We start from the raw sequence: 24,843 nt of genomic DNA, 5'->3' as shown, positions 1-24,843 counted from the left end.
GGGCGTGCCCGGGCGCCGCGCAGTAGGCCGTGATCCACGCAACACCCCTTAAGCGGCCGGGCGTCCGTTCAGCTCTCCGTGCAGGGCGGCGGTCAGCTCGCCCTGTGCGGTGTCGCCGTCCAGGGACCAGGCCATCGCCCCGCCGAGCCCGTACTCGCGCACCCAGGAGGCCTTCTGGGAGATGGCGGTGGCGTCGTCGTAGTTCCACCACTGGTCGCCGTCGTAGATCCAGGCGGTCCCGGCGTGGTCGTCCCGGTACACCGTGAACCCCTCGGTGGCGGCCATCTCCGCGAGGACGTTGAAGTCGTTGTAGCCGGGGTCGCGCGGGCCGGGGGCGGCGCCCTCGGCCGCCTGCCACAGCCCGTCCCCGTCAGGTCCGGGCTCCACGCCCTGCCAGCCGCGCCCGTAGAAGGGCATGCCCATCACGATGTCCTCGGGCTCGGCCCCGCGGTCCACCCACTCCTGTACGACCGTCTCGTAGGAGCGGGGCGCCTGGGCCGGGTCGCCCTCGGCCGCCCGCACGTTGGCCTGGTGCCCGGTGGCCGGGTTCCAGGCGCCGGTCAGGTCGTAGCCCTGGAGGTTGATGAAGTCCAGGTCCTCCATGAGCGCGGGCACCTCGTACCCGGCGTCGATGGCGCCGGTGTTGGCCGGCATGAACGAGGTGAGCAGGTACTCCTGACCGGTCTCCTCGCCCAGGGCGTCCATCTGCGCGCGGAACTCGCCCACCAGGGCGGTGAAGTTCTCCCTGTCCTCGGGCCGGACGGTGTTGCCGGGCTCGCCCGGGGTGGCGGGCCACTCCCAGTCCAGGTCGATGCCGTCGAACAGGCCCGCGGCGGCGCCCTCGCCGCCCGCGCCGTTGAGCTCGGGCAGGTCGCCGCGCAGGAACATGTCGACGCAGGAGGCCACCGCCTCCTCGCGGTTCTCCGGCAGCGCCGCGTCGGAGAAGTGCGTCGACCAGGACCAGCCGCCCAGCGCGATCGACACCTTCAGGCCGGGGTTGGCCTCCTTGAGCTCGCGGAGCTGGTTGAAGGTGCCGCGCAGCGGCTGCCCGTCCTCGTCGGCGGTGCCGTCGACGCTCTCCTCGGCCGGGTAGGGGCGGCCGTAGTCCCAGTACGCCTCGCCCTCGCCCCCCTCGTCGGTGGCGAAGCAGCCGTCGCCGTCGATGTTGGCGAAGGCGTAGATGACGTGGGTGAGCCTGTCCGCCTGCCCGGTGTCCTCCAGCGACTTGGGGTGGAAGCCCTTGTCCTCGGCGCCCCACTGGGTGAAGTAGCCGACCTGGCGGTACTCGGGGTCCTCGGCGCCGCCGCCGTCCCCGTCGTCGCAGGGGGCGCCGTTGAGGGTGCAGGAGACCGGGTCGGTGGGGCCCTCGCCGCCGAAGCGGCCGTTGTAGCCGAAGGTGTAGGTGCCGCCGGGCGGGACGGCCGCGCCCCAGTGCGGGGGAGTGGCGGTGGAGGCGCCGCCGGAGGCGTCCAGCTCGGCGTTCCACATCTGGTGGACCTCGGCCCCCTCGGGCAGGGTGAACTCCAGGCTCCAGTCCTCCAGCGGGGCGTCGGTGGGGTTGGTGACGGTGATCTGTGCCTGGTAGCCGCCGGGCCAGCGGGAGACCTCGGTGTGCTCGGCGGTGGGGGCGGGGGCGCCGCCCGGCGCGGCCTGGGCCGCGCCGGGCGCGAGGGGGACGAGCAGCAGGGCGGCGGTACAGGCCGCCCCCGCCGCGAGGGGGATGCGGACAGAGCGCATGCGGGGGGTACTCCCTCTCTCGTGCCGAATTTTTAGGAAACTTAACTATTTGATTCGGTGGAGGTCAATGGAGGTTCCGCGCTGCACAATGCCCCGCATCCCCGGTGCCGCATCCCCGACGGCGGGTGTCAGGCCAGCGCGCCGTCCAGGGAGCGCATCAGCGTCCCCTGGGAGTCGTCGCCGTCGAGCGACCACACCATGGCGCCGCCCAGCCCCTGCCCGTTGATCCAGTCGGCCTTGCGCCGCATCTCGGTCGCGTCGTCGAAGGTCCACAGGGTGGTGCCGTCGTAGATCCAGGCGGCCCCCGCCTGCTCGTCCCGGTGCAGCGTGTACCCGGGCAGGTCCTTCAGGCGCTTCCAGTCCTCGATGCCGTCCTCATAGGTGCCCGGGGCGGGCCCGGTGGAGGGCTGGAACATCCCGTCGCCGTTCGGGCCCGGCTGCACGCCGGTCCACCCGCGGCCGTAGAAGGGCACGCCCATCACGATGTCCGCCGGGTCCGCGCCGCGCGAGGTCCACGCCTCCAACGCGATCTCCCCGCTGAAGCGCCGGTCCGGCTCGCTCGGGTCGTCCGGGGAGAGCACCAGGTTGGACTGGTGCGCCGTGGTCGCCTCCCAGGCGCCGTGGTAGTCGTAGCCCTGCAGGGTCACGAAGGAGAAGTCCTTCATGATCTTGTCGACCTCGAACCCGGCCTCCACCTTCGCCGGGTCGGCCGGCATGAACGAGGTCAGCTCGTAGGAGCGCCCGGTCTCGGCCTCCAGGGCGTCGAGCTGGGAGCGGAACTCGGCCACGAGCGCGGTGAAGTTCTGCTTGTCCTCGGGCTTCCAGACGTTGTCCGGGTGGCCCTCCGATCCCGGCCACTCCCAGTCCAGGTCGATGCCGTCGAAGACGCCGAACGCCGAGCCGGGGCCGCCCGCGCCGTCGAAGGCCGGCAGGTTGCCGCGCAGGAACATGTCGATGCACGAGGAGGCCATCCGCTGCCGCGACTCGGGGGTGCTCGCCGCGTCCGAGATGTTCTTGGACCAGGTCCACCCGCCGATCGACAGGTTCACCTTCAGGTGCGGGTACTTCTCCTTGAGCTCGCGGAGCTGGTTGAAGTTGCCGCGCAGGTCCTGGTCCCAGGTGTCGCCCACGCCGTCCACGCTCTCGTCGGCGCGGAAGGACCGGCCGTAGTCGGCCCAGGCGTCGCCCTGGCCGAGCTGGTTGGCCTGGAAGCACTGGCCGTTGGCGTTGATGTTGGCGAAGGCGTAGTTGATGTGGGTCAGCCGCTCGGCGGTGCCGCTGGTGTCGACGTTCTTCACCAGGTAGCCGCGGTCGTAGATGCCCCACTGGGTGAAGTAGCCGACCCGCTTGCCGCCGCCGGGCCCGCCGGGCCCGCCGTCCTTGTCGGTCCGGGCGGTGACCGCCGCGCTCTCCGCGGAGGTGTTGCCCGCGGCGTCGAAGGCGCGGACGGTGAAGGAGTACTCGGTGTCGGGGGTCAGGCCCGAGACCGTGGCCGCCGGGGTGTCGCCGATGACGGTGCGCACGGTCTGCCCGCCGGAGAGCACCTCGTAGCCGGCCACGCCGACGTTGTCGGAGGAGCCGGTCCAGGACAGTCCGACGCTGCTGGAGGTGGTGCCCGAGACCGACAGCCCTTCGGGCGCGGTCGGCGCCTCGGTGTCGTCCTCACCGGGCCCGCCCGCGCACGGGGAGCCGTTGACGGTGCAGGAGACCGGAGCGGTCTCGGTGGCGCCGGAGGACAGGGAGCCGTTGAACCCGATCTGGTAGGTGCCGCCGGCCGGGACGGTCGCCCCCCAGCTCGGCGGGGTGAGCGTGTAGTCGGCGCCGGACCTTTCCATGGTGGCGTTCCACAGGCTGGTGATCTCCACGCCAGCGGGCAGCGTGACCGCGATCGTCCAGTCGGACAGGTCCGCGGAGGAGGCGTTGTCGATGGTGAACTGGCCGCTGTAGCCGGTCTCCCAGGAGGAGCCCTCGGTGTAGACGACCGTGACGCCCTCGGGGGCGGCGGTGGGAGCGGGGTCGGCCGAGGCGGGGGCGGCCGACAGGGCGAGGGGCAGGGCGGTCAGCGCCGCGGTCAGCGCGGCCAGTGCCGCCCTGGCCCGGGGGAGCCGGTGCCGCCCCCGTGCGGGGGGTCTCGCGGACATGGGGGTGTGTCCTCACGCTCGGGGCTAATTTTTAGGAAAGTTAACTATTGGTTTTTGCGGGGGCAAGGCCCCCGCCCGTCCGGTGCGGTGTCCGGGCCCCGGCGGCGGGTGGACCGGGCCGCTTCCGGTCCCGGCCTGCGGGCGCCCGTGCGCTGGACCGGACCCCCGTGGCCGCTTCCGGCCGCACGGCCCCCCTGGACACGGCGCCGCGAACATGCGCGTGTGCGCAGGTCGCTACAGTGGCCGCGTGGGAAACCCGCTTAATCTGCCGTTCGACCCGATCGAGCGCGCGCACGAGAACTGGACGCGCCGCTGGGGCGCCTCGCCCGCCATGGCCGCGGTCACCTCGGTCATGCGCGCCCAGCAGATCCTCATCGGCCGCCTGGACGCCGCCCTCAAGCCCTACGCGCTCACCTTCGCGCGCTACGAGGCGCTGGTCCTGCTCACCTTCAGCCACTCCGGCGGCCTGCCCCTGGGCAAGATCGGCGAACGCCTGATGGTGCACCCCACCAGCGTCACCAACACCATCGACCGGCTGGAGCGCCAGGGGTTCGTGCGCCGCAAGCCCAACCCCAGCGACGGGCGCGGGACCCTGGCCGAGATCACCGGGGAGGGGCGCGAGGTCGTCGAGCAGGCCACCCGGGACCTGCTGGACATGGACTTCGGGCTGGAGGACTACACCGCCGAGGAGCTGCGCGAGATGCACCGCTCCTTCGTCAAGCTGCGGGTGGGGTTCGGGGACTTCCCCGACCCGGAGGCCCCTACCGAAAATTAGTTGGAAGTCCTACTATCGTCGGTATGGCGACCAGTGAGCAGATCGGGGCCGGGCGGGAGCGCTGGCAGCGGCGCTACGACGCCGCCCGCAAGCGCGAGGCCGACTTCAGCACGCTCTCCGGCCAGGAGGTCGACCCGGCCTACGGCCCGCCGGAGGGCGCCGACATCCCCGGGTTCGAGCGGATCGGCTGGCCCGGGGAGTTCCCCTTCACCCGCGGGCTCTACCCCACCGGCTACCGCGGCCGCCCCTGGACCATCCGCCAGTTCGCCGGGTTCGGCAACGCCCGCCAGACCAACGAGCGCTACAAGATGATCCTCCAGGCCGGGGGCGGCGGGCTCTCCGTCGCCTTCGACATGCCCACGCTCATGGGCTACGACTCCGACGCCCCCTTCGCCCTGGGCGAGGTGGGCCACTGCGGCGTCGCCGTGGACTCCACCGCCGACATGGACGTCCTCTTCGGCGGCATCCCGCTGCAGTCCACCACCACCTCGATGACCATCAGCGGCCCCGCGGTGCCCGCCTTCTGCATGTACCTGGCCGCCGCCGAGCGCCAGGGCGCCGACCTGTCCAAGCTCAACGGCACCCTGCAGACCGACATCTTCAAGGAGTACATCGCCCAGAAGGAGTGGCTGTACCCGCCCGAACCCCACCTGCGCCTCATCGGCGACCTGATGGAGTACTGCGCGGAGAACATCCCCGCCTTCAAGCCGCTGTCGGTCTCCGGCTACCACATCCGCGAGGCCGGGGCCACCGCCGCCCAGGAGCTGGCCTTCACCCTCGCCGACGGGTTCGGCTACGTCGAGCTGGGCCTGTCCCGCGGCCTGGACGTGGACGTGTTCGCCCCCGGCCTGTCCTTCTTCTTCGACGCCCACATCGACTTCTTCGAGGAGATCGCCAAGTTCCGCGCCGCCCGCCGCATCTGGGCCCGCTGGATGCGCGACCGCTTCGGCGCCACCTCCGAGAAGGCCCAGTGGCTCCGGTTCCACACCCAGACCGCCGGGGTGTCGCTCACCGCCCAGCAGCCCTACAACAACGTGGTGCGCACCGCCGTCGAGGCGCTCTCGGCCGTCCTGGGCGGCACCAACTCGCTGCACACCAACGCCCTGGACGAGACCCTGGCGCTGCCCACCGAGCAGTCCGCCGAGATCGCCCTGCGCACCCAGCAGGTGCTGATGGAGGAGACCGGGGTGGCCAACGTCGCCGACCCCCTCGGCGGCTCCTACTACCTGGAGGCGCTCACCGACCGGATGGAGGCCGAGGCCGAGCGCATCTTCGCCAAGATCATCGCCATGGGCGGCGGTGAGGAGGCCGACCACGGGATCGGGCCGGTCACCTCCGGCATCCTGGCCGGCATCCGCAACGGGTGGTTCAGCTCCGAGATCGCCGAGTCGGCCTTCCGCTACCAGCAGGCGCTGGAGAAGGGCGACAAGCGCATCGTCGGCGTCAACACCGCCACCTCCACGGTCTCCGGGGAGGTCGACATCCTGCGGATCAGCCACGAGGTCGAGCGCGACCAGGTGGAACTGCTCGGGCGCCGCCGCGGGGACCGGGACGGCGCCGCCGTCCAGGCCGCCCTGGACCGGCTGCTGGCCGCCGTGCGCGACCCCGCCGGGGGCAACCTCGTCCCCCTCATCCTGGACGCCGCCCGCGCCGAGGCCACCCTCGGGGAGATCTGCCGCACGATGGGCGAGGAGTTCGGCGCCTATGTGGAGGACCCACGATTCTAGATGGGGCAGGATGGAGGCATGCAGCCATCGGACTACTCCATGCAGGGTGCGGTCGACCTCGGGGCGCGCAAGGCCGCCATGGAACGCGAGGCCAAGCGGGAGGCCGCGCAGGCCTCGGGGACCGCCAACCCGTACGCCATCGACGTCGACGAGAACAACTTCCAGGACGAGGTCCTGCAGCGCTCGATGAGCACGCCCGTCGTGCTGGCCGTGCTGCAGTCCTCCTCTGAGCAGTCCTCCCAGGTCGAGGCGGCCATCGACCGGCTGGCCATCGGCGCGGGCGGGCAGTGGGCCGTCGCCAAGGTCGACGTGCAGGCCAGCCCGCAGCTCGCCCAGGCGCTGAGGGTGCCCGCCGCCCCGATGATCGCCCTGGTCATCGGCGGCCAGGTGGTGCCCGGCCCGACCGGCCCGGCCACCGAGGCCCAGCTGCGCGAGTGGCTGGCCCAGGTCTTCGAGGAACTGCGCAACCAGAACGTGCTCCCGCCGGAGTTCACCGGGCTGGGGCCGGAGGGCGCCGAGGGCGCCGGGGCCCCGGCCGAGGAGGTCGACCCGATCGACCTCGAGGCCCAGGAGGCGCTGCAGCGCGACGACTTCGAGGCCGCCGAGCAGGTCTACGCCAAGGCCCTGGAGTCCGACCCCAAGAACGAGCACGCCAAGCAGCGCCTGGCCCAGGTGCGGCTGATCGGGCGGCTGCGCGGGGTCGACGCCGCCGCCGCGCGCAAGGCCGCCGCCGACGACCCCGGCGACATCGACGCCCAGATCCAGGTCGCCGACATCGACATGTACGGCCAGAAGGTCGAGGACGCCTTCAACCGGCTCATCACCCTGGTCAAGAACACCCGCGACGACGACCGCGACCGGGTCCGCAAGCACCTGCTGTCGCTGTTCGAGGTGCTGCCCGCCGCCGACCCCGCGGTCTCCAAGGCGCGGCGGCAGCTCACGGCCGCGCTGTTCTGAGCGGCCGTTCCGACCCGCCCCCGGGCGGGTAGAACCAGTTCATGCCGTACGTGGTGACGATCTCGGCGACCTTCGGGTCCGGCGGCGGCACGGTGGGTCCGGCCGTCGCCGAGCGCCTGGGCGTGCCCTTCGTGGACCGGGCCATCCCCGGGGCGGTCGCCGAGCGGATCGGCTGCTCCCTGGAGGACGCGCTCCGCCACGACGACTGGGCCCCCACCGGCTTCGAACGGCTGCTGGCCAGCGCCGCGCGGCTGCCCACGGTCACCCTCGGCAGCGTCGACCCCTCCTACGTCACCCCCTCCGACGCCGACGGGCGCATCCTGTACGACCAGGAGTTCGTCGACCGCACCGAGGACGTCCTGGAGCGGGTCGCCGCCACCGGCGCGGTGGTGCTGGGGCGGGCCGGGGCGGTGGTCCTCGCCGACCGGCCCGGCGCTCTGCACGTGCGCCTGGACGGCCCCAAGGACCGCAGGCTCGCCCGCTCCGGCACCACGGACATGCGCGAGTTGGAGGCCAACGACCGCGCCCGCAGCGCCTACGTGCGCCGCTTCTACCGGGTGGACCCGGCCGACCCGGCCCTCTACCACCTGGTGCTCGACGCCACCGCGGTCCCCCCGCGGGCCTGTACCGACGTGATCGTGCGCCTCGCCCGGGAGCGGGCACCGGAAATGTAGTGCGGTGCACCGTTTGATCTGCGGCGGTGGCACCATGAAGGGTGCGCCTGAGCACCGGGAGCCACCGGCGGCCCCACCCAGCCAGGACCGCCCGGCGGTGCCGCCGGCGCGCGCATTGAGCCTCAGCGCGCCGTGGCGCAGCAGACACGTGACACAGAGGAGCTTTACGTGGCCACCCTTCCCAGCGTCTCCTACTCCATAACCGTGCGGCTCGAGGTCGACGGCCACGGCAGCGCGGTCGGCGGCCTCACCAGCGCGGTCGAGCACGTGGGGGGCGTCATCACCGCCCTGGACGTGGCGCAGGCCGGCCACGAGCGGATCCGCATCGACGTGACCTGCGCGGCCCGCGACACCGACCACGCCCAGGCCATCGTGGACGCCCTGGGCGCCGTGGAGGGCGTCGTCGTCCACAAGGTCAGCGACCGCACCTTCCTGATGCACCTCGGCGGCAAGATCGAGATGAAGTCCAAGGTGCCGCTGCGCAACCGCGACGAGCTGTCCATGGCCTACACCCCCGGCGTGGCCCGCGTCTCCCAGGCCATCGCCGCCAACCCCGCCGACGCCCGCCGCCTGACCGTCAAGCGCAACAGCGTCGCCGTGGTCACCGACGGCTCGGCCGTGCTCGGCCTGGGCAACATCGGCCCCGAGGCCTCCATGCCGGTCATGGAGGGCAAGGCGGCCCTGTTCAAACGCTTCGCCGACATCGACGCCTGGCCCATCGCCCTGGACACCCAGGACGTCGACGAGATCGTGCGCACCGTCCAGGTCATCGCCCCCGGCTTCGGCGGCGTCAACCTGGAGGACATCTCCGCCCCCCGCTGCTTCGAGGTCGAGGCCCGCCTGCGCGAGCTGCTCGACATCCCCGTCTTCCACGACGACCAGCACGGCACCGCCATCGTCGTGCTCGCCGCCCTCAAGAACGCCCTGCGCGTGGTCGGCAAGGACCTGGGCGGGGTGCGCATCGCCATGTCCGGCGCCGGGGCCGCCGGAACCGCCATCCTCAAGCTGCTCATGCACGCCGGGGCCAAGCACATCGTGGTCTGCGACGTCCACGGCGCCGTCCACCGGGGCCGCGACGACCTCGGCGCCAACCTGGACTGGATCGCCGCCAACACCAACCCCGAGGGCTACTCCGGCGACCTCAAGGGCGCCGTGGACGGGGCCGACGTGTTCATCGGCGTGTCCGCCCCCAACGTGCTCGGCGGCGAGGACATCGCCGGGATGAACGAGGACGCCATCATCTTCGCCCTGGCCAACCCCGACCCCGAGGTCGACCCGGACGTGGCCCGGCTGCACGCCGCGGTGGTGGCCACCGGCCGCAGCGACTACCCCAACCAGATCAACAACGTGCTGGTCTTCCCCGGGTTCTTCCGGGGCCTGCTGGACGCCCAGAGCGACCACGTCGACTCCGACATGATGGTCGCCGCCGCCGACGCCATCGCCGGGGCGGTCACCGACGAGGAGCTGGGCCCGCACTACATCATCCCCAGCGTCTTCCACACCAACCTCTCCCAGAGCGTGGCCGCCGCGGTCCGCGACGTCGCCGTGCGCGCTGGGCACGGCCGGGCCGAGGACTAGCCGGGTACCCGGGCCGGGGGCGGGGGTAGACAGCCGGGTATGGACGGAACCGACCTCACCGGGCGGCTGCTGGTCGCCGCGCCCGCGCTGGAGGACCCCCACTTCCGCCGCACGGTCGTGCTGGTCGTCGACGACGACGCCGAGGGCGCCCTCGGCGTCGTCGTCAACCGCCCCTCCCGGCTGCCCGTGGCCGAGGTGCTGGCCGACTGGGGCGGCTTCGCCAGCGACCCGCCGGTGATGTTCGCCGGGGGACCCGTCGGCGAGGGCGCCGGGCTCGCCCTGGGCGTTCCCGGCGGCGCCGAGGAACCCCTGGGCTGGCGCCCCCTGGAGTCCCCCGCCGACGGCCCGCCCGCCCCCGAGGGGCTGGGCGTCATCGACCTCGACGCGCCCCCGCAGATCCTCGGCGGCGCCCTGGGCCGCTTCCGTGTCTTCGCCGGGTACGCGGGGTGGAGCGAGGGCCAGCTCGGCGCCGAGATCGAGGAGGGCGCCTGGTACGTGCTGCCCGCCCTGGCCGAGGACGTGTTCTCCGCCGATCCCGGCACGCTGTGGGCCCGGGTGCTGCGCCGCCAGGGCGGGGACCTGGCCCTGGTGGCCACCCTGCCCGACGACCCGGAGTTGAACTGACCCCCCGCCCGCGGCGATACGGTGGTGGGCAGGACGCAGGAGGTGTGAGGCGAACATGGCCATGGATGTGCTGAACAAGGTCGTCCCGGAGAGCGAGACCCGGCCCGACATCTCGCACGACGACGGGGACCGCGAGCGCTTCGCGCACTATGTGCAGAAGGACAGGATCACCGAGAGCGCGGTGACCGGGGCGCCCGTCATCGCGCTGTGCGGCAAGGTCTGGGTCCCCAACCGGGACCCCAAGAAGTTCCCCGTCTGCCCGGAGTGCAAGGAGATCTACGAAGAGATGACCGCCTGACCGGTCGTGTCGTCCCGTCCGCCCGCCACTGAGGGGTTTCGCGCACCCAGGGGCGGGTGGGGCAGGATACGCTCCCTTAGGACGGTGACGACGGGTAGGTCAGGTAGGTCACATGGTTTCCACCACCGAGCGGGGGACGCGCCGCAGGGGCGGGTCGGAGCGCGGACGCCGGCGCCGCAGGCGGCGGCCGGTCACCGCGGGCGACATCGCCCGCGGGATCCTGCGCGGGATCGGCGAGCTGCTGTTCACCGCCGGGATCGTCATGCTGTTCTTCGCCGCCTACCAGGTGTACGGCAAGGCGCTGGAGACGCAGCAGGAGCAGCAGGCCCTCGGCGACGACCTGCAGGAGGCCTGGGACGAGCCCAAGGGGCCCGACTCCGAGCCGCTGCCGGGATCGGCCGACAGCAGGATGTACATCCCCGCGCTCGACCTGCAGTGGGTGGTCGTCAGCGGCGTCCAGCCCGACGACATCAGGTACAGCCCCGGCCACTACACCGACGACGACGTGGCCGGCGGCGACGCGGCCGACGCCGGGGAGCTGGGCAACTACGCCGTGGCCGGGCACCGCGTCTCCGGCATCTTCTGGGACATCGACCAGCTCTCCGACGGCGACCCGATCGTCCTGGAGGACGCGGAGAACTTCTACACCTACGAGGTCGTCGACGAGAGGACCGTCACCCCCGACCAGGTCGAGGTGGTCGACCCCGACCCGTTCGACCCCGAGAACAACGACGACCCCCAGCGGGCGCTGCTGACCCTCACCACCTGCGCGCCCAAGCTCAACAACACCCACCGGCTGATCGTGACGGCCGAGCTGACCGACACCCGCCCCAAGGACCAGGGCATGCCCGACACCATCGCGGACATGGCCCCCGAGGACCGGGCGGGCGAGGGGGAGTGACGCGATGTACGGGCTGATCTGGCGACTGCTCCCGGGCCCCGTCCCGGTCAAGGCCATCCTGGCGCTGGCCCTGCTGGCCGGGGCCGCCTGGCTGCTCTGGTACGTCGTCTTCCCCTGGGCCGACCCCTACATGCCGTTCAACGACGGCGCGGTCGACACGGGTTCGGGGGCAGGCGGCTGACCTCCCCGCCTCGGATACCCTCGTCCGGGTGAGCAACAGGGGAATGGTCGGATGACGGTTCTGCAGACGAGCACGGGGGAGCGCCTCGCCGGGCTGCGCCAGTGGCAGCGCGAGGCGTTCGAGGAGTACTTCCGAAGAGAGCCGAGGGACTTCCTCGCGGTGGCCACGCCCGGGGCGGGCAAGACCACCTTCGCGCTGACCCTCGCCTCCGAGCTGCTGGCGCGGCACGCGGTGCGGTCCGTCACCATCGTGTGCCCCACCGAGCACCTCAAGAAGCAGTGGGCCGAGGCCGCCGCGCGGTTCGGCATCGCCATCGACCCCGACTTCAAGAACGGGCAGGGGGCGCTGGGGCGGCGGTACACCGGGGCGGCCGTGACCTACGCGCAGGTGGCCGCGCACCCGATGCTGCACCGCAACCGCACCGAGGCGCGCCGGACCCTGGTCGTCTTCGACGAGGTGCACCACGCCGGGGACGCGCTGTCCTGGGGCGACGCGGTTCGCGAGGCCTTCGACCCGGCGGCCCGGCGGCTGGCCCTGACCGGCACCCCCTTCCGGTCGGACGTCAACCCCATCCCGTTCGTGGACTACGTCCAGGACGCCGAGGGCGTGCGCCGCTGCTCCTGGGACTACAACTACGGCTACGCCCCGGCGCTGGGCGACGGGGTCGTCAGGCCCGTGCTGTTCATGGCCTACTCCGGCGAGATGCGCTGGCGCACCAAGGCCGGGGACGAGCTCGCCGCCCGCCTGGGCGAGCCGCTCACCCAGGACGCCCTCGCCCAGGCGTGGAAGGCCGCGCTCGACCCCAAGGGCGACTGGATCAAGAAGGTCCTGGCCGCCGCCGACCGGCGGCTGACCGAGGTGCGCAACGCCACCCCCGACGCCGGGGGCCTGGTCATCGCCACCGACCACGAGGCCGCCCGCGCCTACGCGCGCATCCTGCGCAAGATCACCGGGCAGGGCGCCACCGTGGTGCTCTCCGACGACCCCACCGCCAGCAAGAAGATCTCCCGCTTCGCCGAGTCCGACGAGCGGTGGATGGTGGCGGTGCGCATGGTCTCCGAGGGCGTGGACGTGCCGCGGCTGATGGTCGGCGTGTACGCCACCTCCACCAGCACCGCGCTGTTCTTCGCCCAGGCCGTGGGGCGCTTCGTGCGCTCCCGCCGCCGCGGCGAGGTCGCCTCGGTCTTCCTGCCGTCCGTGCCCACCCTGCTGGAGCTGGCCGGGGAGATGGAGCGCGAGCGCGACCACGCGCTCGACCGGCCGCTCAAGGAGGGCGAGGAGTTCGACCCCGAGGGCCGGGAGCTGGACGAGGCCCGCAAGAAGCGGGACACCCCCGACGCGGGGGAGGAGCTGCCCTTCGAGACGATGGAGGCCTCGGCCGAGTTCGACCGGGTGCTCTACGACGGCTCGGAGTTCGGCGGCGGCACCCCCGACTCGCCCGAGGAGGAGGACTTCCTGGGCCTGCCCGGCCTGCTGGAGCCCGAGCAGGTGGCCCAGCTGCTGCGCAAGCGCAAGGCCGACCAGAGGGCCGGGGAGCGCAAGGCGCCCTCCGGCGGGGAGCCGGACGGGGGCCCACCCGAGCACGAGCGGGTGGCCTCCCTGCGCAAGGAGCTGCAGGGGCTGGTGGGCGCCTGGCACCACCGCACCGGCCGCCCGCACGGGATGATCCACAACGAGCTGCGCCGGGCCTGCGGCGGCCCCCCGATCGCCCAGGCCTCCCCGGACCAGATCGCCGAGCGCATCGCCAAGATCCGGGCCTGGGCCACCGGCGGCTCCTGACCCGGTAAACACCGGGCAAGGGGGATGGTGCGGACCCGCGCGGCGTAATCGCCCAAAGTAGTCGTGCCGGTACGTTCCGCACCATGGGGGAACGAGCGAGAAGGATCGGGCGGACCGGCGCGGGCCTGGCGGCCTGCGCCGCCGCCTTGGCCGGACTGCTGGGCGCCGCCGCCGCGGGCGGGGCCGGAAGCGGGGCCGGAGGCGGGGCCGGGAGCGCCGCCGGGCGGGAGGCGTGCGCGCCCGGGGACGCGCGCATCGACGGTCGCATTGACGGGCGCATCGGCGGGCGCGCCTCGGAGGGCGGCGCCATCAGCGACGCCCAGGCCGCCGAGTACGAGCGCCGCCTGCGCCAGGAGCGGGTGCCCCAGCGCGACCGCGGCGAAGGGCGCACCGTCCCCGTGGTGGTGCACGTCGTCAGCGCCGAGGACGGAACCGGCGACCTGTCCGAGGCCACCGTCCGCCGCCAGATCGACGTGCTCAACCGGGCCTTCGGCGGCGGCTACGGCGGCGCCGACACCGGGTTCGGCTTCGAACTGCGCGCCATCACCCGCACCGCCGACGACGCCGCGTTCGCCTCGGTCGGCCGGCGCGGCTCCGCCGACCGGGCCGCCATGCGCCGGGGCGGCCCCGAGACGCTCAACCTCTACACCGCCGACCTGGGCCACGGCATCCTGGGCCGGTCCACCTTCCCGCAGGACTACGCCGACGCCCCCGGCGCCGACGGCGTCGTCATCGACCACCGCACCGTGCCCGGCGGAACCCGCGAGAACTTCGACCTGGGCCACACCGCCACCCACGAGACCGGGCACTGGCTCGGCCTGTTCCACACCTTCCAGAACGGCTGCTCCACGCCCGGGGACTACGTCGCCGACACCGCCTACGAGCGCGAGCAGGCCACCGGCTGCCCGTCCGGCCGCGACACCTGCCCCCACCGCGGCGGCGCCGACCCGGTGGACAACTTCATGGACTACAGCGACGACGCCTGCATGGAGCGCTTCACCCGGGGCCAGGCCGAGCGGATGGCCGACCACTGGTACGCCTTCCGTGTCGGGAAGGGGCACTGACCGCAGCCAGGGCGTGTTTCTCGGATCAGGCCCTACTGCGCGGCGCCCGGGCACGCCCCTCGCCGCGTTCTCAACGGCCGACAGCCTGCTGACCGACTCTCCCACCGGCCTTGCGATGGACGCACCTGGACACCGCTCGCTACGGACCTGACCCGAGAAACACGCCCTAAGATGAGTGCCATGGCAGCGACCAAGACCTTCCTGACCGGCATCCAGACCTCGGGGATGCCGCACCTCGGCAACTACATCGGGGCCATCCGCCCGGCGCTGGAAGCCGCACGCGAGCACGACAGCATGTACTTCCTCGCCGACTACCACGCGCTCAACTCGGTCCGGGACCCCGCCAGGCTCCGCCACGACGTCCGGTCGGTCGCCGCCACGTGGCTCGCCTGCGGTCTGGACCCCGAGCGCACCGTCCTGTACCGGCAGTCCAGCGTCCCCGAGGTGTTCGAGCTGGCCACCGTGCTCGGCGCGGTGACCGCCAAGGGCCTGATGAACCGCGCCCACGCCTACAAGGCCGCCCGGGACCGCAACGCCGAGGCCGGCGTGGAGGACCTGGACGCCGGGGTCAACATGGGGCTGTTCAACTACCCCGTCCTCATGGCCGCCGACATCCTGGTGATGGAGGCCGACGTCGTGCCCGTCGGCCGCGACCAGCGCCAGCACATCGAGTACACCGCCGACATCGCCGGGTCGTTCAACCACCTCTACGGGGCCGGGTACGCCTTCCCCGTCCCCGAGGGGGCGTTCCCCGAGGGCGAGTCCAGCCTGCTCCCCGGCATCGACGGCCGGAAGATGAGCAAGTCCTACGACAACCACATCCCGCTGTTCCTGCCGGAGAACAAGCTCAAGAAGCTGGTGCGGCGCATCCCGACCGACTCCACGCCGGTCGAGGACCCCAAGGACCCCGACTCCTCGGCGGTCTTCCAGCTCCTGGAGCACTTCGCCGACGCCGACCGCACCGCCGCCGTCCGCAAGCGGCTGGAGGCCGGGGGCATGGGTTGGGGCGAGCTCAAGAACGAGCTCTTCGACGTCCTCAACGGCATCTTCGGGCCCATGCGGGAGCGCTACGACGCGCTGATGGAGCCCGACAGCGAGCTCGACGCCGTCCTGGAGGACGGCGCCGAGCGCGCGCGTGCGCGGGCCCGGGCCACCATGGCCAAGGTCCGCGCGGCCATCGGTATCGCCTAGCCGCGCCTCAGGCGACCACCGGCGCGCCCTCCAGGACCACGCCCTTGGCGGACAGCTCCTCCAGGGCGGCGTCGGTGGTCGCCCGCGCCACCCCGGCCGTCAGGTCCAGCAGCACCCGGGTGGCGAACCCGGCCTCGGCCGCGTCGGCCGCCGTGGCCCGCACGCAGTGGTCGGTGGCGATGCCCGCCACGTCCACCGCGTCCACCCCGTGCGCCCGCAGCCACTCCTCCAGGGGGCGGCCGTCCTCGGACGCGCCCTCGAAGCCGCTGTAGGCCGCGGTGTAGGCGCCCTTGCTGAACACCTCCTCCACCCCGGAGGCGTCGAAGGACCGGTGGAACTCGGCGCCTTCGGTGCCCACCACGCAGTGCGGCGGCCAGCTGTCGGTGAAGTCCGGCTCGGCGGAGAAGTGGGCGCCCGGGTCCACGTGGAAGTCGCGGGTGGCGACCACGTGCGCGTACTCCCCGCGGTGCGCGGCGATGTAGGCGGTGATCTCCGCGGCGACCGCCGCGCCCCCGGACACCCCCATGCTGCCGCCCTCGCAGAAGTCGTTCTGCACATCGACGACGATCAGTGCTCTGTGCCCGTGCCCTGTGTTCGCACTCATCTACAGCCTCCCTGGGAACTCGGTGGGCAGCGCGGGTTCGCCGCGCGACATCCGGCGGGCCGGGGCCGGGAGCTCGGCCACCGACCGCGCGTGCCTCTCGCGGGCCGCCTCCAGCGGCTCGGCGCCCACCACCTTGCCGCCCTCGACCAGGCGCCGCAGCAGCGGCCGCAGCCCCGGGCGCGGCTCGGGCTCGTGGCCGTGCACCAGCTCGGCGGTGGCGGTCCCGTCCTCGCCGACCGCGCGCGAGGCCCACTTGCGCCCGCCCTTGCTGGGCTTGCCCACCGACCGCTTGGCGACCGGCTCCAGCGGCGCGTCCGGCGCCGCCTCCCGGGACCGGGCCACCAGCTTGTACACCAGCGACGCGGTCGGCGCGCCCGAGCCGGTCACCAGTGCGGTGCCCACCCCGTAGCCGTCCACCGGCGCGATCGCCAGCGCCTGGATCGCGTACTCGTCCAGATCGCCGGTGACCACGATGCGGGCGTCGGCGGCGCCCAGCCCGTCCAGCTGGCTGCGGACCCGCGCCGCCTCGGCGGCCAGGTCGCCCGAGTCCACCCGCACCCCGCCCAGGCCGGTCCCGGCCAGCTCCACCGCGGTGCCCACGGCGCGCTCCACGTCGTAGGTGTCCACCAGCAGGGTGGTGCCCGGCCCCAGCGCGTCGAGCTGGGCCCGGAAGGCGTGCCGCTCGCTGTCGTGCAGCAGGGTGAAGGCGTGCGCGCTGGTCCCGGCGGTGGGCACGCCCCAGCGGCGGCCTGCCTCCAGGTTGGAGGTGCTGGCGAACCCGGCGATGTAGGCGGCGCGCGCGGAGGCCGTCGCCGCGCCCTCGTGGGTGCGGCGCGAACCCATCTCGATCATCGGCCGCCCCTGGGCCGCGGTGGCCATCCGGGAGGCGGCCGAGGCGATGGCGGTGTCGTGGTTGAAGACCGACAGCGCCAGCGTCTCCAGCAGCACGGCCTCGGCGAAGGTGCCCTCCACCACCAGGATGGGGGAGCCGGGGAAGTAGCACTCGCCCTCGCCGTAGCCCCACACGTCGCCGGTGAACCGGTAGTCGGCGAGCCAGTCCAGGGTGGGTTCGTCCACCACGCCGGCGTCGGACAGGTAGTCCAGTTCGGCCGTGCCGAACCGGAAGTCGCGCAGCGCCTCCAGGAGGCGTCCGGTCCCGGCCACCACCCCGTAGCGCCGGGCCCCGGGCAGGCGGCGGGCGAACATCTCGAAGACGGCCCGCCGGTGCGCCGCGCCGCTGCGCAGGGCCCCCTGCAGCATGGTCAGCTCGTACCGGTCGGTGAGCAGGGCGCTGCTCGGGTACTCGGTCATGGGTATCCAGACTAGTTTGTGTCTCTCGGTACCAAAATAGCGGTGCCCGTCGGTGGGACAATGGAGCCGGTACCGCCGATCCGGTGCCGCCGCGCGAGCGTGAGGGGGGAGTGACCCATGGGGACCGCTCCGGCGCCGGTCGAGCTGGAACGGCCGGAGGCGGACGAGGACGTCCGGCCCGACAAGCCGTGGGTGACGGTCGTCTGGAACGATCCGGTGAACCTCATGTCGTACGTCACCTACGTCTTCCAGACCGTCTTCGGCTATTCCAAGGCCAAGGCGCACAAGCTGATGATGGACGTGCACCACAAGGGGCGCGCCGTCGTCTCCAGCGGCTCCCGCGAGGAGATGGAGCGCGACGTGTCGGTGCTGCACACCTACGGCCTGTGGGCGACGCTCCAGCACGATGAATAAGGTGTCCGGATGACCGACGGATTCCGCGCCGTGCGCGGCGGGGTGAGCATCCGCCTGGACCGGGACGAGGCCGCGGTGCTGCGCTCGATGGCCGGGCTCGTCCTGGAGCTGGTGGACCCGCCCGAGGACGGGGGCGACCCGCTGGAGGCGCTGGTCGGCATCTCCGGCGCCGCCGACACCCCCGAGGACCCGGTGCTCGCCCGGCTGCTGCCCGACGCCTACGGGGGCGACCGCGAGGCCGCGGGGGAGTTCCGCCGCTACACCGAGGGCGACCTGCGGCGGCACAAGCGGGAGAACGCCGAGACGATGATCTCCGGGCTGTCCGGGCTCGGCCCCGGCGGCGGCGAGCTGGTGCTCGACACCGGTGACGCGCACGCCTGGCTCAAGGCGCTCAACGACGTCCGGCTGGCGCTGGGCACGCGGCTCGGCGTCGAGGAGGACGGCGGACGGACGCGGGTGCGCGCGGACGACCGCGCGGACCGGGCCGCGCTGAGCGTGTACGAGTGGCTGGGCGGGGTGCAGGAGACGCTGGTCCAGGCGCTGATGGCCGAGCGCTGAGGGCGCGGCGGCGCGCGCCGCCGAAAAAGTCATACCCAGTGAGTGGGTAGGGATAATTTCTCGGCTACGCTGAGGGCCATGCTGAGGATCAACCGGGAGATCCGCGACCGGATCGTCGCCCACGCCCGCCGCGACCACCCCGACGAGGCGTGCGGCATCGTGGCCGGCCCCATCGGCTCCGACCGGCCCGAGCGCATGGTCGAGATGGCCAACGCCGAGCGCTCGCCCACCTTCTACCGCTTCGACTCCAAGGAGCAGCTCCAGGTCTGGCGGGAGATGGACGACCGGGACGAGGAGCCCGTGGTCATCTACCACTCGCACACCGCGACCGAGGCCTACCCCTCCCGGACCGACGTCTCCTACGCCTCCGAGCCCGGCGCGCACTACGTGCTGGTCTCCACCCGCGACCCGGAGACCGCCGAGTTCCGCTCCTACCGGATCGTCGACGGCGAGGTCACCGAAGAGCCCGTGGAATTCACCGGCGAATCCGCCCGTTGACACCGATCAGCACAGCCGAGCACGAACTGGAGACACCATGGCCACCGAGGTCCGCATCCCCACCATCATGCGCAACCTGACCGACGGCGCCAAGGCCGTCGAGGCCAGCGGCGCCACCCTCGCCGAGCTCATCGCCGACCTGGACGAGCGCCACCCCGGCCTGGGCGAGAAGCTGGTGGACGGCGGCAAGCTGCGGCGCTTCGTCAACGTCTACCTCAACGACGAGGACGTCCGCTTCCTCGGCGGGATCGAGGCGCCGGTCGCCGACGGCGACACCGTCACCGTCCTCCCGGCCGTCGCCGGGGGCATGCGCTAGCCGCCATGCGCCACGACTCGCTCCTCGACTCCCTGGGCGGCACGCCCCTCGTGGGCCTGCCCGCCCTCTCGCCCTCCCCCGACGTGCGCCTGTGGGCCAAACTGGAGGACCGCAACCCCACCGGCTCCATCAAGGACCGGGCGGCCTTCTTCATGGTCCAGCAGGCCGAGAAGGACGGGCTGCTCACGCCGGGCTGCACCATCCTGGAGCCCACCTCGGGCAACACCGGCATCTCCCTGGCCATGGTCGCCCGCCTGCGCGGGTACCGCATGGTCTGCGTCATGCCGGAGAACACCTCCGCCGAGCGCCGCCAGCTCCTGCGGATGTGGGGCGCCGAGGTGCACTCCTCCCCGGCCGAGGGCGGCTCCAACGAGGCCGTCCGGGTGGCCAAGGAGATGGCCGCCGAGCACCCCGACTGGGTGATGCTCTACCAGTACGGCAACCCCGCCAACGCCCGCGCGCACTACGAGACCACCGGTCCCGAGCTGCTCGCGGACCTGCCGGAGATCACCCACTTCGTGGCGGGGCTGGGCACCACCGGCACCCTCATGGGGGTGGGGCGCTACCTGCGCGAGCACCGGCCCGACGTGAAGATCGTCGCCGCCGAGCCGCGCTACGGCGAACTCGTCTACGGGCTGCGCAACCTCGACGAGGGGTTCGTGCCCGAGCTCTACGACGCCGAGGTGCTCACCACCCGCTTCTCCGTGCCCTCGGACGCGGCCCTGCGCCGTACCCGGGAGCTGCTGGACAAGGAGGGCATCTTCGCCGGGATCTCCACCGGCGGGGCGCTGCACGCCGCGCTGGCCATGGCCGGCAAGGCGGCCAAGGCCGGCGAGCGCGCCGACATCGCCCTGGTCATCGCCGACGGCGGGTGGAAGTACCTGTCCACCGGCGCCTACGAGGGCACCCTGGCCGAGGCCGAGGAGCGCCTCGACGGCCAGCTCTGGGCCTAGGGCCCAGGGGGCGCAGAGGCCGCCCCGGGTGGCGCGTTCCGAACGCTGTTCGGTTCAATGGGGGGCATGTCCCGCTTCGACCGCGCCACCCGGGTCCGCGCCGACGGCGACGGCCGGTGCACCGCCGACCTCGACCCCGGCTACCTGATCGGCACCGCCATGAACGGCGGCTACCTCATGGCCGTCCTCCAGCGCGCCGCCCTCCTCCAGGCCCCCGGCCACCCCCACCCCGTCTCCTCCGCCTACCACTTCCTGCGCCCCGCGGGCCCCGGCCCCGCGCGGATCCGCACCGAGGTGCTCAAGACCGGGCGCACCGTCACCACCCTGCGCACCACCCTCGCCCAGGACGGCCGCGACCTGGTCACCGGCCACATCGCCGCCGGGCGCCTCGACCCCCGCGCCGCACCCGCCTACACGGCCGCCGCCCCCGACATCCCGCCGCCCGAGGCGTGCCGCAGGTTCGACCCCCGCCGCAGCGCCACCGGCCAGGACGGCTTCAGCGGCCGGGTCGAGCAGTACTTCACCCCGCGCANCGGGGGGCGCCCCCCCCGCCGCACCGAGGCGCCCGAACCCGAGCTCGCCGGGCACCTGCGCCCCGCCCCCGCCGACGGCGACCCCGCCGACCCCGCGGACTTCCTCGCCCTGGCCGTCGACGCGCTGCCGCCCGTCGTCGGCGTCGTCCGGCCCTGGCAGTGGGCCCCCACCGTGGAACTGACCTGGCACATGCGCGCCGTGCCCGAGCCCGGGCCGCTCGCCTTCCGCGCCGAAGGGCGCAGCGCCGCCGACGGCTGGTTCGACGAGAGCGTGGAGTTGTGGGATGTGAAGGGGCGGCTCGTCGCCCAGGCGCGGCAACTCGCCCGATCCGGGCTTTGACCGGCCTTGATACCCTTGAGCAGGAAAAACGTGGAGTGTTCGGTTCTGGTACCCGGTCACATGTGATACAGGCCGCGTGAGACGCGGGCCACATTCGGTACCACCGCAGCGGTCATTGGGGTAGACCCGTAACACGGAGAACATGGAGACGCCCGGCTCGGCGCCGCCGCGCTGGTCTCCGCGGAGGCATTCCACCCGAAAAGGCAAAAGCGACGTGCGACTCACCATCATCGGCTCCTCGGGGAGCTTCCCCGGCCCGGCCAGCCCCGCCTCGTGCTACCTCGTCGAGGCCGGCGGCTTCCGTCTGCTCCTCGACCTCGGCAACGGCGCCCTCGGAGCGCTCCAGAAGTACACCGACATCTACGGGATCGACGCGGTCTACCTCAGTCACCTGCACGCCGACCACTGCTTCGACCTGTGCTCCTACTGGGTCGCGCGCACCTACCCGCAGGGCGGGCCCAAACCCCGCATCCCCGTCTACGGCCCGCCCGGCGTCGCCGACCGCATGGCCGAGGCCTACGGGCTCGACCCCGTCCCCGGCATGCGCGAGACCTTCGACTTCATCGAACTCACCCCCGGCGAGACGGCCATCGGCCCCATCACGGCCACCGTCGACCGGGTCAACCACCCCGTCGACGCCTTCGGCATCCGCCTGGAGCACGAAGGGTCCACGCTCACCTACAGCGGCGACACCGCCACCTGCGACGAGCTCACCCGCCTGGCCCTGGACACCGACCTGTTCCTGTGCGAGGCCTCGTTCCACGACCACCACGACAACCCGCACGGGGTGCACCTCACCGGCGCCGAGGCCGGGGCCCACGCCGACCGGGCCGGGGCGCGCCGCCTCGTCCTGACGCACCTGGTGCCCTGGAACGACGACGCCATCACCCTGCGAGAGGCCCGCAGCGCCTACACCGGCCCCGTGGAGCTGGCCCGCCCGGGCGCCGTCTACCGGATCGGCGTCGAGGCCGAGGCCCTCGACGCCGTGGGGGGCTGACGAGGGGACGCCGAGGGAGGGGCTAAGGGAGCAGCCCCTCTGCGGCGGCGGTCGCCGCCTCCACGGCCGCGCCGCCCTCCGTCTCCCACATGTCGCTGTTGGCCTGCACCGTCACCAGCAGGCCCGGCAGGTGCAGCCGCACCCGCGAGAACCGCTCGCCGGGCCGCCACTCGGCGAACCCGCCCAGCCCGGTCAGGGCCGGGGTGGTGAAATAGGCCCGGGACCCCTCCGCCACCGCGTCGTGCACCCGGGGCGGGAGCTCGCCCGCCGTCTCCACCAGGCTGCCCTCGGACGCCAGCGACACCAGCACCACCTCGCTGCCGTCGCCCCGGTCGAACCCCGCCCACGAGCACTCCAGCACGGACTCCCCGCGCACCTGGGTGAACTGGGCGTCCTCGGGCGCCATCGCCGCGAACGCCTCCGCGTCCTCCGGCAGCCCCGCCGCCTCGCAGCTGTCGGGCACCTCCACCGGCTCCGGCCCGTCCGGGGCCTCCGCCTCGTCGGCCGCGCCCGGCCCACCGGACGGTCCGCCGACCGGGGCCAGGGCCCGGCCGCCGAACGCCTCCCAGGCCGGGGGCGCCTCCGGCGAGCCCGACGGCGAATCGCCGGGCGTTCCCGGGGAGGGCGACGGCTCCCCGGCGGCGCAGCCCGCCGCCAGCGTCACCACCGTTGCCGCCGCCGCGGCGGCCGGTGCCCACGGGAGCCCTCGGGGAAGCGCGAACATGGCCCCAATGGTGCCAGAGATCCGCGCGACCGGACCGCCGCCACCGATAGTCTGCGAAGCATGGCACGACCCGACGGACGCGCTCCGAACCAACTTCGCCCCGTGAACATCACCCGCAACTGGCTCCGCCACGCGGAGGGCTCCGCGCTCATCGAGTTCGGGGACACCCGCGTCCTGTGCGCGGCCACCGTGGAGGAAGGGGTCCCGCGCTGGCGCCGCGGCACCGGCGAGGGCTGGGTGACCGCCGAGTACGCGATGCTTCCCCGCTCCACCGACACCCGCGGCGCCCGCGAGTCGGTCCGGGGCAAGATCGGCGGCCGCACCCACGAGATCTCCCGCCTGGTCGGCCGGTCGCTGCGCGCGGTCGTCGACTTCAAGGCGATGGGGGAGAACACCATCACCCTCGACTGCGACGTGCTCCAGGCCGACGGCGGCACCCGCACCGCGGCGATCACCGGTGCCTACGTGGCCCTCGCCGACGCCGTCAAGTTCCTGCGCAAGAAGCGCAACCTGAAGAACAACCCGCTCGCCGGGTCCGTCGCCGCGATCAGCGTCGGCATGGTGCAGGGGCAGGCCCGACTGGATCTGAACTACCTGGAGGACTCGGTCGCCCAGACCGACATGAACGTCGTCGTCACCGGCGACGGGAACTTCGTCGAGGTGCAGGGCACGGCCGAGGGCGCCCCCTTCGACCGGTCCGAGCTGGACACCCTGCTGGACCTGGCCGTCGGCGGCTGCGCCGAGCTGACCGAGCTGCAGAAGAAGGCCCTGGCGGGATGAGCGGGCGCGTGAAACTGGTGCTGGCCACCAGGAACGCCAAGAAGGTGCCGGAGATGCAGGCGGTGCTGGCCGCCGCCGGCGTCGAGGCCGACGTGGTCGGTCTCGACGCCTACCCGCAGGCGCCCGAGGTGGCCGAGACCGAGCCCACCTTCACCGGCAACGCCCTGCTCAAGGCGCGGGCGGTCGCCGCGCACACCGGGCTCCCGGCGGTCGCCGACGACTCCGGTCTGCGGGTGGACGCCCTCAACGGCATGCCCGGGGTGCTGTCCGCGCGCTGGTCCGGCCGGTTCGGCGACGCCACCGGGGACAAGGACCTGGCCAACCTGCACCTTGTGCTCGACCAGCTCGCCGACACCCCCGACGGGCGCCGCGGCGCGGAGTTCGTCGCCGCGGCCGCGCTCGTCGTGCCCGGGGGAGTGGAGACCGCGGTCGAGGGCGTCATGCGGGGCCGCATCATCCGCGAGCGGCGCGGAGGCAACGGGTTCGGCTACGACCCGGTGTTCGTGCCCGAGGGGGAGACCCGCACCACCGCGGAGATGGAGCCCGAGGAGAAGAACGCCATCAGCCACCGGGGCAAGGCGTTCCGCGCGCTTGCCGAGGAGATCCGGGAACTGGGCTGAGGGAGTACGGCGCCCGGGGCCACCCGGTGCGCGCGAACGGGTGATCGAGAGGGCCGCCCCGCCCGGAGCGCCGGAGGGGACGGCCCTTCCCTGTGTCGTCGTGCGCGGTTTCCTCATGCCGACACATGTGACAGGGCGCACGGCGTGTCCGGTCCGGGGCGGTGACGGGGTCGGGTAGCGTTACTGGAGTCGCCGGATGGGGCACTTCCTTTGGGGAGCGTCCGATCGTTCCGGCGGACGTTCTCTGGAAAACCGTTCGAGGCACCGTCCTCGGGTGTGTATGCTGGAGGGCGTCGCGGTTCACCGAGACCCGAACATCCACACGGCTTCACAGCCGGACGGGGTGGGCGGTCGGGGCCGCACCTCACCGAAGACACTCCGTCCACTCCAGTGGACACCTCTTCTGTACGAACCCGGATTCCGTCCACGGCGCTTCACGCGCAGGGCCGGGCCCGGTCGGCGGGAGGGGGAGCGTCACAGGGAAATGCGAAAACCGCCGATTTGGCGGGAATGAGCGGCCCTGATAAAGTGGGAACACAACAAAGCGGAAAGCACCGCCTCTAGCGGA

General features: G+C 72.9%; 26 protein-coding genes. 21 read left to right on the top strand and 5 right to left on the bottom strand.

Translation table 11 applies throughout. From position 1 onward, the window contains the following. Positions 1-48: 48 nt before the first annotated feature. Positions 49-1,737 (bottom strand): glycosyl hydrolase family 18 protein, encoded by a 1,689-nt coding sequence (locus D476_RS0116265; RefSeq protein ID WP_026123561.1) that lies wholly within the window; start codon positions 1,735-1,737, stop codon positions 49-51. A 128-nt stretch (positions 1,738-1,865) separates the two neighbouring features. Next, a complete protein-coding gene (locus D476_RS0116260; protein ID WP_017624996.1) occupies positions 1,866-3,878 on the bottom strand; it encodes a glycoside hydrolase family 18 chitinase in 2,013 nt (670 codons plus the stop codon). A 247-nt stretch (positions 3,879-4,125) separates the two neighbouring features. Between D476_RS0116260 and D476_RS0116255 the strand changes: the two genes are divergently transcribed. The 12 genes from D476_RS0116255 (at position 4,126) to D476_RS0116200 (ending at position 15,627) form a co-directional block, all read left to right on the top strand. Continuing rightward, a complete protein-coding gene (locus tag D476_RS0116255; protein ID WP_026123560.1) occupies positions 4,126-4,653 on the top strand; it encodes a MarR family winged helix-turn-helix transcriptional regulator in 528 nt (175 codons plus the stop codon). A 23-nt stretch (positions 4,654-4,676) separates the two neighbouring features. Next, complete coding sequence (locus tag D476_RS0116250; RefSeq protein ID WP_017624994.1) at positions 4,677-6,380, top strand: acyl-CoA mutase large subunit family protein; 1,704 nt, start codon at positions 4,677-4,679, stop codon at positions 6,378-6,380. Between the two features lie 18 nt (positions 6,381-6,398). Then, a complete protein-coding gene (locus D476_RS0116245) occupies positions 6,399-7,337 on the top strand; it encodes a co-chaperone YbbN (RefSeq protein ID WP_017624993.1) in 939 nt (312 codons plus the stop codon). 41 nt (positions 7,338-7,378) lie between these two features. Continuing rightward, complete coding sequence (locus D476_RS0116240; RefSeq protein ID WP_017624992.1) at positions 7,379-8,011, top strand: cytidylate kinase-like family protein; 633 nt, start codon at positions 7,379-7,381, stop codon at positions 8,009-8,011. A gap of 168 nt (positions 8,012-8,179) precedes the next feature. After that, positions 8,180-9,589: an NAD-dependent malic enzyme gene (locus D476_RS0116235; RefSeq protein ID WP_017624991.1), complete on the top strand. Its 1,410-nt coding sequence runs from the start codon at positions 8,180-8,182 to the stop codon at positions 9,587-9,589. A gap of 39 nt (positions 9,590-9,628) precedes the next feature. After that, positions 9,629-10,213: a YqgE/AlgH family protein gene (locus D476_RS0116230; RefSeq protein WP_017624990.1), complete on the top strand. Its 585-nt coding sequence runs from the start codon at positions 9,629-9,631 to the stop codon at positions 10,211-10,213. 55 nt (positions 10,214-10,268) lie between these two features. Continuing rightward, a complete protein-coding gene (locus D476_RS0116225) occupies positions 10,269-10,511 on the top strand; it encodes a DUF3039 domain-containing protein (protein ID WP_017624989.1) in 243 nt (80 codons plus the stop codon). A gap of 112 nt (positions 10,512-10,623) precedes the next feature. After that, positions 10,624-11,412 (top strand): class E sortase, encoded by a 789-nt coding sequence (locus D476_RS0116220; RefSeq protein WP_017624988.1) that lies wholly within the window; start codon positions 10,624-10,626, stop codon positions 11,410-11,412. A gap of 4 nt (positions 11,413-11,416) precedes the next feature. Beyond that, positions 11,417-11,593 carry a hypothetical protein gene (locus D476_RS38245; RefSeq protein WP_017624987.1) on the top strand — a complete coding sequence of 59 codons (177 nt, stop codon included), beginning with the start codon at positions 11,417-11,419 and terminating at the stop codon, positions 11,591-11,593. A gap of 51 nt (positions 11,594-11,644) precedes the next feature. Next, the gene (locus tag D476_RS0116210) at positions 11,645-13,372 is read left to right on the top strand and encodes a DEAD/DEAH box helicase (RefSeq protein ID WP_017624986.1); all 1,728 of its coding nucleotides are present in this window, start codon (positions 11,645-11,647) and stop codon (positions 13,370-13,372) included. A gap of 83 nt (positions 13,373-13,455) precedes the next feature. Next, positions 13,456-14,436 carry a zinc metalloprotease gene (locus tag D476_RS0116205; RefSeq protein WP_017624985.1) on the top strand — a complete coding sequence of 327 codons (981 nt, stop codon included), beginning with the start codon at positions 13,456-13,458 and terminating at the stop codon, positions 14,434-14,436. 180 nt (positions 14,437-14,616) lie between these two features. After that, positions 14,617-15,627 (top strand): tryptophan--tRNA ligase, encoded by a 1,011-nt coding sequence (locus D476_RS0116200; RefSeq protein WP_017624984.1) that lies wholly within the window; start codon positions 14,617-14,619, stop codon positions 15,625-15,627. A 7-nt stretch (positions 15,628-15,634) separates the two neighbouring features. Here the strand turns inward: D476_RS0116200 and D476_RS0116195 are convergent, their stop codons facing one another. Both D476_RS0116195 and D476_RS0116190 read right to left on the bottom strand, forming a co-directional pair. Then, on the bottom strand, positions 15,635-16,231 hold the full coding sequence (locus D476_RS0116195; protein ID WP_017624983.1) for an isochorismatase family protein: 597 nt from the start codon (positions 16,229-16,231) through the stop codon (positions 15,635-15,637). Next, positions 16,232-17,542: a nicotinate phosphoribosyltransferase gene (locus tag D476_RS0116190; protein ID WP_017624982.1), complete on the bottom strand. Its 1,311-nt coding sequence runs from the start codon at positions 17,540-17,542 to the stop codon at positions 16,232-16,234. 117 nt (positions 17,543-17,659) lie between these two features. Between D476_RS0116190 and clpS the strand changes: the two genes are divergently transcribed. The 7 genes from clpS (at position 17,660) to D476_RS0116155 (ending at position 22,151) form a co-directional block, all read left to right on the top strand. Next, positions 17,660-17,956: an ATP-dependent Clp protease adapter ClpS gene (clpS, locus tag D476_RS0116185; protein WP_017624981.1), complete on the top strand. Its 297-nt coding sequence runs from the start codon at positions 17,660-17,662 to the stop codon at positions 17,954-17,956. A 9-nt stretch (positions 17,957-17,965) separates the two neighbouring features. Continuing rightward, positions 17,966-18,514, top strand: a complete 549-nt coding sequence (locus tag D476_RS0116180; protein WP_017624980.1) for a DUF2017 domain-containing protein — start codon at positions 17,966-17,968, stop codon at positions 18,512-18,514. A gap of 78 nt (positions 18,515-18,592) precedes the next feature. Continuing rightward, the gene (locus tag D476_RS0116175) at positions 18,593-19,012 is read left to right on the top strand and encodes a Mov34/MPN/PAD-1 family protein (RefSeq protein ID WP_017624979.1); all 420 of its coding nucleotides are present in this window, start codon (positions 18,593-18,595) and stop codon (positions 19,010-19,012) included. A 37-nt stretch (positions 19,013-19,049) separates the two neighbouring features. Continuing rightward, complete coding sequence (locus D476_RS0116170; protein ID WP_017624978.1) at positions 19,050-19,328, top strand: MoaD/ThiS family protein; 279 nt, start codon at positions 19,050-19,052, stop codon at positions 19,326-19,328. A 5-nt stretch (positions 19,329-19,333) separates the two neighbouring features. Beyond that, the gene (locus D476_RS0116165) at positions 19,334-20,281 is read left to right on the top strand and encodes a PLP-dependent cysteine synthase family protein (RefSeq protein WP_017624977.1); all 948 of its coding nucleotides are present in this window, start codon (positions 19,334-19,336) and stop codon (positions 20,279-20,281) included. 57 nt (positions 20,282-20,338) lie between these two features. Continuing rightward, positions 20,339-21,154: an acyl-CoA thioesterase domain-containing protein gene (locus D476_RS0116160; protein ID WP_017624976.1), complete on the top strand. Its 816-nt coding sequence runs from the start codon at positions 20,339-20,341 to the stop codon at positions 21,152-21,154. A gap of 214 nt (positions 21,155-21,368) precedes the next feature. Next, a complete protein-coding gene (locus tag D476_RS0116155) occupies positions 21,369-22,151 on the top strand; it encodes an MBL fold metallo-hydrolase (protein WP_017624975.1) in 783 nt (260 codons plus the stop codon). A 22-nt stretch (positions 22,152-22,173) separates the two neighbouring features. On the opposite strand, the gene D476_RS0116150 is transcribed toward D476_RS0116155, so the two are convergent. Further along, positions 22,174-22,875, bottom strand: a complete 702-nt coding sequence (locus D476_RS0116150) for a hypothetical protein (RefSeq protein ID WP_026123557.1) — start codon at positions 22,873-22,875, stop codon at positions 22,174-22,176. 102 nt (positions 22,876-22,977) lie between these two features. On the opposite strand from D476_RS0116150, the gene rph reads away from it, so the two are divergent. Together rph and rdgB are read left to right on the top strand one after the other, a co-directional pair. Beyond that, positions 22,978-23,655, top strand: a complete 678-nt coding sequence (rph, locus tag D476_RS0116145; RefSeq protein WP_017624974.1) for a ribonuclease PH — start codon at positions 22,978-22,980, stop codon at positions 23,653-23,655. Next, on the top strand, positions 23,652-24,275 hold the full coding sequence (gene rdgB / locus D476_RS0116140; RefSeq protein WP_040726495.1) for an RdgB/HAM1 family non-canonical purine NTP pyrophosphatase: 624 nt from the start codon (positions 23,652-23,654) through the stop codon (positions 24,273-24,275). The genes rph and rdgB overlap by 4 nt, the downstream gene beginning before the upstream one ends. The last annotated feature ends 568 nt before the right edge of the window (positions 24,276-24,843 follow it).

It is taken from the genome of Nocardiopsis chromatogenes YIM 90109, assembly GCF_000341185.1.
Lineage (GTDB): Bacteria > Actinomycetota > Actinomycetes > Streptosporangiales > Streptosporangiaceae > Nocardiopsis_A > Nocardiopsis_A chromatogenes.
Note: the sequence above shows the minus strand (reverse complement) of the source record. Positions and strands in the feature narration are given on the sequence as shown.

Excerpts from the sequence above, each read along its gene's own strand:
- D476_RS0116205 (WP_017624985.1), top strand. The coding sequence starts at position 13,456 with ATGGGGGAACGAGCGAGAAGGATCGGGCGGACCGGCGCGGGCCTGGCG.
- D476_RS0116265 (WP_026123561.1), bottom strand. The coding sequence starts at position 1,737 with ATGCGCTCTGTCCGCATCCCCCTCGCGGCGGGGGCGGCCTGTACCGCC.
- D476_RS0116200 (WP_017624984.1), top strand. The coding sequence starts at position 14,617 with ATGGCAGCGACCAAGACCTTCCTGACCGGCATCCAGACCTCGGGGATG.
- D476_RS0116190 (WP_017624982.1), bottom strand. The coding sequence starts at position 17,542 with ATGACCGAGTACCCGAGCAGCGCCCTGCTCACCGACCGGTACGAGCTG.
- clpS (WP_017624981.1), top strand. The coding sequence starts at position 17,660 with ATGGGGACCGCTCCGGCGCCGGTCGAGCTGGAACGGCCGGAGGCGGAC.
- D476_RS0116260 (WP_017624996.1), bottom strand. The coding sequence starts at position 3,878 with ATGTCCGCGAGACCCCCCGCACGGGGGCGGCACCGGCTCCCCCGGGCC.
- D476_RS0116150 (WP_026123557.1), bottom strand. The coding sequence starts at position 22,875 with ATGTTCGCGCTTCCCCGAGGGCTCCCGTGGGCACCGGCCGCCGCGGCG.
- D476_RS0116165 (WP_017624977.1), top strand. The coding sequence starts at position 19,334 with ATGCGCCACGACTCGCTCCTCGACTCCCTGGGCGGCACGCCCCTCGTG.
- D476_RS0116230 (WP_017624990.1), top strand. The coding sequence starts at position 9,629 with ATGGACGGAACCGACCTCACCGGGCGGCTGCTGGTCGCCGCGCCCGCG.
- D476_RS38245 (WP_017624987.1), top strand. The coding sequence starts at position 11,417 with ATGTACGGGCTGATCTGGCGACTGCTCCCGGGCCCCGTCCCGGTCAAG.
- D476_RS0116170 (WP_017624978.1), top strand. The coding sequence starts at position 19,050 with ATGGCCACCGAGGTCCGCATCCCCACCATCATGCGCAACCTGACCGAC.
- D476_RS0116195 (WP_017624983.1), bottom strand. The coding sequence starts at position 16,231 with ATGAGTGCGAACACAGGGCACGGGCACAGAGCACTGATCGTCGTCGAT.
- D476_RS0116225 (WP_017624989.1), top strand. The coding sequence starts at position 10,269 with ATGGCCATGGATGTGCTGAACAAGGTCGTCCCGGAGAGCGAGACCCGG.
- D476_RS0116180 (WP_017624980.1), top strand. The coding sequence starts at position 17,966 with ATGACCGACGGATTCCGCGCCGTGCGCGGCGGGGTGAGCATCCGCCTG.
- D476_RS0116175 (WP_017624979.1), top strand. The coding sequence starts at position 18,593 with ATGCTGAGGATCAACCGGGAGATCCGCGACCGGATCGTCGCCCACGCC.
- D476_RS0116245 (WP_017624993.1), top strand. The coding sequence starts at position 6,399 with ATGCAGCCATCGGACTACTCCATGCAGGGTGCGGTCGACCTCGGGGCG.
- D476_RS0116210 (WP_017624986.1), top strand. The coding sequence starts at position 11,645 with ATGACGGTTCTGCAGACGAGCACGGGGGAGCGCCTCGCCGGGCTGCGC.
- D476_RS0116240 (WP_017624992.1), top strand. The coding sequence starts at position 7,379 with ATGCCGTACGTGGTGACGATCTCGGCGACCTTCGGGTCCGGCGGCGGC.
- D476_RS0116250 (WP_017624994.1), top strand. The coding sequence starts at position 4,677 with ATGGCGACCAGTGAGCAGATCGGGGCCGGGCGGGAGCGCTGGCAGCGG.
- rdgB (WP_040726495.1), top strand. The coding sequence starts at position 23,652 with ATGAGCGGGCGCGTGAAACTGGTGCTGGCCACCAGGAACGCCAAGAAG.
- D476_RS0116220 (WP_017624988.1), top strand. The coding sequence starts at position 10,624 with ATGGTTTCCACCACCGAGCGGGGGACGCGCCGCAGGGGCGGGTCGGAG.